The following is a 7,334-nucleotide window of genomic DNA, read 5'->3' on the forward strand; positions in this document are numbered from 1 at the left end:
TCCACAATAATAAAGAATGGTTTACCTGTTTTAGAGGGTATTCTCGCGGCGCTCAAAGGAGCGCCGCTAACTATACCCTGTGAATAGTTACAAATAAATATGTTTTTAACCTTTAGTTATTTAAAACACATATTTTGGATTATTGTCGGCTGTGCTTGATTTTGGATTCCAAGTGAATATAGTCTTATTTTTCCAAAATTACAGTTCTTGCATCCAACTTCAAGCAACGTATATTGGATTCATCAATTTTAATTATAGATCACAGGAAATATGAACTTGAACGATTTCATTGTTGAATGACTTTTGAATATGCCAGAATTGTAGGAACACACAACTACTGAAACCAGGACATAAGAAACCAAATAATTTTATCCAATATTCATTTCATGTACTGAGACTCCTAATATTTATCCTCTGGATGACTTAGAATATCCAGATTGTTAATGAATCAAGGAACGTATTATTTAAAAGCAGAATTGACTGTCAAAGGGTTTTCATGAATAACAGGCATCTTGAAAATTGTGTATTTATTTAAACCATATCACGCCACATCAAATTGTTTTCGCTCAAGCCTTTTTTAAAAAGAGTTGTGTCTCAAGAGACGAGTGCCTTGAGCCCTTCAACCGCATTTACCAGTATATCAACTTCTTCTTCGGTATTATAGAGTGCAAAAGAAGCTCTTACAGTACTGTCTACATCCAGGAAGCGAATAGTTGGGATTGCACAGTGATGCCCACTCCTGACACAGATTTTCCTTGTCTGGTCAAGGATCAAAGCAACATCGTGGGCATGAAGTCCTTTTACATTAAACGGTACTATCCCTACCCTGTCTTCAGGCCCGTACACCTCTACATGTTCGAGTTCGGAGAGCCTTTTTGCAGCTTCCCTTGACAACTTTATTTCATGTGCCTCAATTTCAGGGACCCCTATTTTTTCTACATATTCGACTGATCTTCCTAAACCTATAACTCCAGGAATGTTCGGAGTTCCGGCTTCAAAACAGGCCGGAGAAGGTTCCAGCACGTAAGTATATCCATCAACATCCGAAACCGCACCTCCTCCCACCAAGGCACTATCGAGCACATCTGGTTCTTTGATATAGAGGACGCCTGTACCCTGAGGTCCAAGCAGGCCTTTATGTCCGGCAGTTGCAAAAAAGTCACAGTTCAGGTCTTTAAGGCTCACAGGCATATGTCCTGCAGATTGAGCCCCATCGACAAGGACTTTTATGCCGTACCTATGGGCAAGTTTAGTAATATTCTTTACATCCTGGACGGAACCGAAAACATTTGAAATATGATTTATGGCTATCAGTCTGGTTTTCTCAGTAAATGCTTTCTCTATCGAAGAGACATCTACTTTTCCCTTACTGTCTGGGCTTACAATCGTAACCTTTACTCCTTTTTTCTGCAGGCGCAGCCAGGGCAGAAGATTAGAATGGTGTTCTAGCACAGTTGTAACGATATGGTCTCCAGATTCCCACGGGTAACTGTTTGCAATAAGATTGATCCCTTCAGTGGTATTTTTCGTAAGAACGGTCTTCGAAGGCTCAGCATTCAGGAAACGAGCAATGGTTTCCCTTGCATCTTCATAGCGGTTCGTAGCTTCCCTTGCCAGACGATGGGCTCCTCTCCCATGATTACCAGCATACCTGTAAAAGTACTCGACCATAGCTTCAACTGCAGGTATCGGAGTCTGAGTAGTTGCCGTACTGTCAAGGTACACGACTTCTTTAAGAACAGGAAAATCTTCACGGACCGCATATACGTCGTACATGCTTCTTTTTTAGGGACGAGAAATAAAAAAAGGTTTTGCAGGTTATTTACCCTGCACCCCGCCGATCATAAAGCGGTAAAGGTCTAGTTCATCTGAGTCCAGGTTGTCGGTACAGCCTTTTACAACGGCATGATAACCATTTTCCTGGTGTTTACGTCTATATTCTTTTCTTTTTCCGTATTCGTGCTTTAATTCACTCATAAATTTTCCTCCTGTCTCTTCAAAGTTTGCGCTTACATGAGGGTTAAAGTAGTCCTTGGAATTCGAGGGCCCTGCAATCGGGTTAAAGTTCCCGTTCGTTTCGGAAACGGCAATTGAATGCAGGTTAGAATTCCCAGTCCCTCCAGAGAGTTCAACCAAAATCATTCTCTAATTCTCTGTGGACAAATTCCTGCAATAAGGTTCAGAGCCTTCAATCCTTTGGATAAAACCTAAAAGCAAGCCAGAATTCTATTTCCAACGGGCTAAAAACCCCACAACAGCGCAGCGAGCGTTGTTCTTACCCACAAATAGTATTAATTGTAAATCGTTGTATATATTGATTTCGGAATTTCTTTTAGATTCGTTTGAAATTTTTTAATTAAATGAAACTTTATGAGCGAACAATTGGAATAGTTTTCTGTTTTTACCTCCAGAAACCTGTGTCAGAAGTTTATTTTTTAGTTTCGAGATTTGCCATGAGCCCTGAGAGATGAGCCGGAATTGCCCCTATTGCAGTACATGTCTCAAGAGAAAGTCCTTTACAGGTAATGTCCAGGTGGTATTTTCCTCTCTCGAAAAGTTCCTTAGGAAGCCCTTTGTGCCCAAGCCCTACAAGAAATAGAAATGAACGACTTCGAAGAGCTTCTTCGGCAATATTTACAGGCGTAACCTGCCTTTTTGGATCAGGTTTTGAGGTAGTTATTACAATCTCCCCAAACTGAGAGGGAAATCCCTTTTTAGGAAGATCGGAGACTGACAAGTGGTTTTTCTCATAAAGAATTTTGAGATAACTTCCCGATTCTCCTATTGTGGTTTTTTCCATTACATAAGCAACCAGTTCTTCTGCACTCATCTTGAAAGGAAAATCGTAAAGGGCTAAGTGGAATCCAAAAGCATGGCAGATCGGAGCAGCTCTTGCAATTGCACGATAATGTGCATCAAGAACTTTGATCTTATCATAGGTGTTTACTATCCCAAGGGTGAGCATAAGGTGCTTCATTATCTTTTTTCGTAAAATAATGTTTCGTCAACTTTTAGTGATTTTTCTTAAATTTTTCGGGTTTTAATATTTTCTTGAGCAGTCAGTTACTTAGACAGCGTTTAAAATAACGGCTTTTAAATCCGATAAAAAGGAATCAAATTTCTGTTTTCCGGATTTGAGATTTTACGATTTAATTGATAGTAAAACAGAAACAGAAGTTTACCAGAGTAACTTAATAAATCCAAATAATCTCATTATAATTCTGTATTTAATATTTCATGTTTCCTGTAAAAACTGATTATAAATTCCACAGTAGTTTTTATCCAGTGTTTTTGTACATGTGTAAGAATTATCTTTATACCCAACACATCTCGATCTGTATTCACATTTATTATGAAACAGATTTGTTGTCCCAAAAGCTATGTTAAAAAATTTCATATATTAAATTGAACCGTTTACATATTTAAATTTATCAAACCGTAACGCGTTACCATTGGTCATCGGTTAAGGAAAAATCGTTATCAATTGCATTGATTTTCATAAAATTTGTTAAATTATTCATCAAATGCAAAACTGGAATCTGATATCGATTTCAATTTAAACACTAAACATTTGGGTTTGAGTTTTTCCGTCGAAATCGAGATCAGCAGCTCAAAATCCTTAACCGAATACAAATGAACGCGTTACTGAACTTTTCTCATTGTTTTAACTTTTTATGTATCGGTTTTATAAAATTATCTGGAACTTGCTTTGTTCTGAATCATCAAGAATTTTCAGGATCATTTTTCCATGATAATATACTCGATTAACTATTCCAATTATGGAGTTCAAAAATCAAATTATGAGTTTCTATATCGATATATGTCCAAGTTCTCCAATTTTGTATGCTTACATGTGTAATTGTTTTTCAATGATAATGCTCATTTTTTGGAGAGCTTAATACTTCGCCTGTACTAGCCATACATCACAAAAAAATTAAAAAACTTCAAAATTTCTTGCTTAAAATCTCAATTATTTGCGATGTTTATCAATTGAATGCCTGTCCCTTGCATAAAACACCTTCGAATTTTTTAAGATTAAATATCTTGGCATAAAAAGTAAGAATAGGGTGGAGAACACTTCAAATTAGTTTAGAAATAAGTTAAAGAATTGGGTTTTAAAATCAAAGCTGCGCTGGCGCACCCCGCTGCAAGCAACGGGGTATGTTCGCGCCACCGCTCAAAATTCCGTTAAAGGAAGTAATAACCCCAAACTGTTTGGTTTGATCAGAAGTTAACAACCGAAAAATGAAATTGATAAATAATATAGTCATCAACGGTTACCGGGGAAGTTTCCATCCCCGCAGCAAGCTAGCGGGGTATTCGACTGAAATCAATATTGAAAATTGTAAAAAGGTAGTTTCAAATCTGAAAAAAGATTACTTTCGCTTTTTTTCAGATTTGATCAACGACCATACATACCTTTTAGCCTTGATTTTTTTCTTGTTTTTTAGTTTGAAATATTCATTTTTTGGAAACTGTAATATATCCAGCCATAGTTTTAGTGTTGCTGCCTTTAGCATTCTTTACTGTTAAGCTGACAGTATATTTTCCGGCTTTACTGTAGGTATGTGCAGGATTCTTAACTGTTGAATATCTTCCATCTCCAAAACTCCACTTCCATGAGATTGGCGATCCCGTACTCTTGTCAGTAAACTGTACTTTCAGAGGGACTTTTCCTGAGGCAGGTTTCGCAGAAAACGCAGCAACAGGTTTTGTAGGAGCGGCATTTACAGTTATGTAATTCTTTATTGTTTTCGTATTGCTTCCTGCAGCATTCTTTATCATTAAGCTGATAGTATATTTTCCGGCTTTACCGTATGTGTTTTTGTACTACTACCTGCAGCATTCTTTATCATTAAGCTGATAGTATATTTTCCGGCTTTACCGTAAGTGTGTACAGAACTCTTAAGTGTTGAAGTTTTTCCGTCTCCAAAAGTCCATTTCCAGATAGTTGGTGAGCCTGTACTCTTATCAGAAAACTGCACCTTAAGGGGCACGTTTCCTGAGGTTGGAGATGCAGAAAATGAAACAACCGGTGGTTTTGGCTGTAATACATTTGAAACAAAGCCAATGTAAATATCAGGATTTCCATTTCGTATATCTGTCCATACTATCCTGTCACTATAGATATCTGGATCATACTGATCTGATTTATCAGTAGTGTGACATTCCTGACCAGTGGATAAATCATACACGTAGATATCCCAGTTTCCATTGCGATCATCCTCCCACACTATCCTATCACTATAAATTGCAGGACTCCGTGAAGCGGATGGATTGGTGGTAATCTGAGTTTCCTTTTTAGTGGAGATATCGTACATGTAAATATCATAGTTTCCATTGCGATCATCTTCCCATACAATCCTGTTACCGTAGATAGCAGGAGAGCATCCTGATGCATGGGTAGTGATCTGCGTTTCCTTAGAAGCGGACAAATCGTACATGTAGATATTGGTATTGTTGTTTTCATCGGGGAAATTCGAGCAGTATACTATTTTATTACCGTAAATATCAGAGTAGGCTGCATTTACATTAGTAGGAGTCTGAGTTAGTTTTTTAGTGGAAAGATCATACATTAAGAGAGCACCCCAAGTCGTAAATACAATCTTGTCACCGTAAATTGAAGCACTATCGAAGGCATCACTTAAAGTAGTGATGAGAGTTTTCTTATTAGTTGAGAGGTCTTGAATATACACACTACCGTTTTCGCTATCAGACCAATCCTGCCACAAAATCTTGTTCCCATACATAGTAGAAAAAAATGCATGTCCACTGTTAGTTATCTTAATTTGCTTTTTAGTCGAGAGGTCATATAAGTAAACATCAGATTTTTCATTGCGATAATCTGTCCACGCAATTTTGCCACCATAGATAACAGGGTCGGACTGCTCTGACTTACTAGTGGTGATTCGAGTTTCAGTGATCTTGAGCGCAGCAGGTTGTATAGATTCCGTAGCTATATTAATTCCTTCTGTAGATAATTCACTTAAAACAAGTTTGTCATCAGAAGAGTCTCCTGTTCCACTGCTGATATCCGATGGAACGATAGTTTGTGGGTTTTGCTCAGGAGATGCCGATGCCATGGATAAGGCAAACATTAAAAACAAAACCATGGCTGTTGAAGCTAAAGCTATTGAACACGCTTTTTCTGTCTTTTTCATTTATCCTTCCTCTTTTCCCTTCTTTCAGTGCTTATTATTCCCCGGAGTTGTCGAAATAGAACATCGATAAACTGAACATTGACAAACTGAGCATTGATAAACTGAACATTGACAAACTGAGCATTGATAAACTGAGCATTGATAAACTGAGCATTGATAAACTGAGCATTGATAAACTGAGCATTGATAAACTGAGCATTGATAAACTGAGCATTGATTTTGATTGCAACCAAAAATAATTACTAAACAACACGGAAAAATCAAAATTTTTTAATTAAAATTCCAATTATTTGCAATGGTTGTTAGAGTAATAGAGATAATGTCCCGATATAAAATACTATTAAAATCTTTTTAGCTCTTTCGGAGTTTTTCAAAGTCAAGTATTAATTCAGCTAACAGTCAACCTATAGACCAAAAACTCAGAACATGGAAAAAGACTCTTATTCCCCTGTTTTTTTGAAAGGAAAGATAATAAACAGTTTATATAGAATTTATTTTGAGATTCAGGAGTTGAGGCTTAACAATTGAGCTGAAAATTCAATGTTTACAAGAATATTTCAACGCGTGCTGTGTACACTTCTCAAAATGTTCACAATTTTCGCAATCTTCCCAGACGGATAACTTTTCAGAATTCTCTATTTTTTTAAAATTTAGTTTTTCAAAAAAGATAGGAGCAGTTGTCCTAACATATAAGTCGCAACATTGATCCCCAATAGTTGTTAGAAGATAGTTAACAAGCCTGGTTCCGATCCTTTTTCCCCTGAAGTTCGGATGGACTGCAATAGAATGAATCTCCAGAAAATCCTTACCGTGGGATTTGGATTTAATAAGAGCAACACAACCGACAATATTCCCATCGAGTTCAGCCAGCATGAAATTTTCAGGTTCAAGTCCCTCCATGTCAAGAAAGTAAGTTGATAGGAGCCTCTGAATTGCTAGCAGGTCTGATTTACTGGCTTTTCGGATACATATCTCTTTCATAATTTTTCATATCCTTATTTTTCGTCTCCTTATTTTTGGCATCCTTACTTTTCGAATCCTTATTTTTCGTACCCTTACTTTTCGTACCCTTACTTTTCGTATCCTTATTTTCCTCATCCTTATTTAGCATGAAAATGCTGCCATCAGCATGCATTTTCATATAGTTGTGCATGTTATTCAAGGAATATCATG

Annotated in this window: 8 protein-coding genes; all 8 read right to left on the bottom strand. The window is 37.1% G+C overall.

Translation table 11 applies throughout. The annotated features are described in order from the left end of the window. Positions 1 to 594: 594 nt before the first annotated feature. Complete coding sequence (locus tag ASJ81_RS07230; RefSeq protein ID WP_095643897.1) at positions 595 to 1,776, bottom strand: cysteine desulfurase; 1,182 nt, start codon at positions 1,774 to 1,776, stop codon at positions 595 to 597. 42 nt (positions 1,777 to 1,818) lie between these two features. Further along, positions 1,819 to 2,142: a hypothetical protein gene (locus ASJ81_RS07235; protein ID WP_095643898.1), complete on the bottom strand. Its 324-nt coding sequence runs from the start codon at positions 2,140 to 2,142 to the stop codon at positions 1,819 to 1,821. Positions 2,143 to 2,428: 286 nt separating this feature from the next. Continuing rightward, complete coding sequence (locus tag ASJ81_RS07240; RefSeq protein WP_080942286.1) at positions 2,429 to 2,977, bottom strand: DUF531 domain-containing protein; 549 nt, start codon at positions 2,975 to 2,977, stop codon at positions 2,429 to 2,431. A 1,484-nt stretch (positions 2,978 to 4,461) separates the two neighbouring features. Further along, positions 4,462 to 4,785 (bottom strand): PKD domain-containing protein, encoded by a 324-nt coding sequence (locus ASJ81_RS23615; protein WP_245859889.1) that lies wholly within the window; start codon positions 4,783 to 4,785, stop codon positions 4,462 to 4,464. After that, positions 4,785 to 6,161, bottom strand: coding sequence for a PKD domain-containing protein (locus ASJ81_RS07245; RefSeq protein ID WP_245859891.1), 1,377 nt, complete (start codon positions 6,159 to 6,161; stop codon positions 4,785 to 4,787). Before ASJ81_RS07245 ends, ASJ81_RS23615 begins: the two co-directional genes overlap by 1 nt. Further along, positions 6,158 to 6,394, bottom strand: coding sequence for a pentapeptide repeat-containing protein (locus tag ASJ81_RS07250; protein WP_095643899.1), 237 nt, complete (start codon positions 6,392 to 6,394; stop codon positions 6,158 to 6,160). Before ASJ81_RS07250 ends, ASJ81_RS07245 begins: the two co-directional genes overlap by 4 nt. A gap of 304 nt (positions 6,395 to 6,698) precedes the next feature. After that, positions 6,699 to 7,142, bottom strand: coding sequence for a GNAT family N-acetyltransferase (locus tag ASJ81_RS07255; protein WP_095643900.1), 444 nt, complete (start codon positions 7,140 to 7,142; stop codon positions 6,699 to 6,701). Next, positions 7,111 to 7,302: a hypothetical protein gene (locus ASJ81_RS07260; RefSeq protein WP_095643901.1), complete on the bottom strand. Its 192-nt coding sequence runs from the start codon at positions 7,300 to 7,302 to the stop codon at positions 7,111 to 7,113. Before ASJ81_RS07260 ends, ASJ81_RS07255 begins: the two co-directional genes overlap by 32 nt. Positions 7,303 to 7,334: the final 32 nt, after the last annotated feature.

This window comes from Methanosarcina spelaei (genome assembly GCF_002287235.1).
In the GTDB taxonomy this organism is placed as follows: Archaea; Halobacteriota; Methanosarcinia; order Methanosarcinales; family Methanosarcinaceae; genus Methanosarcina; species Methanosarcina spelaei.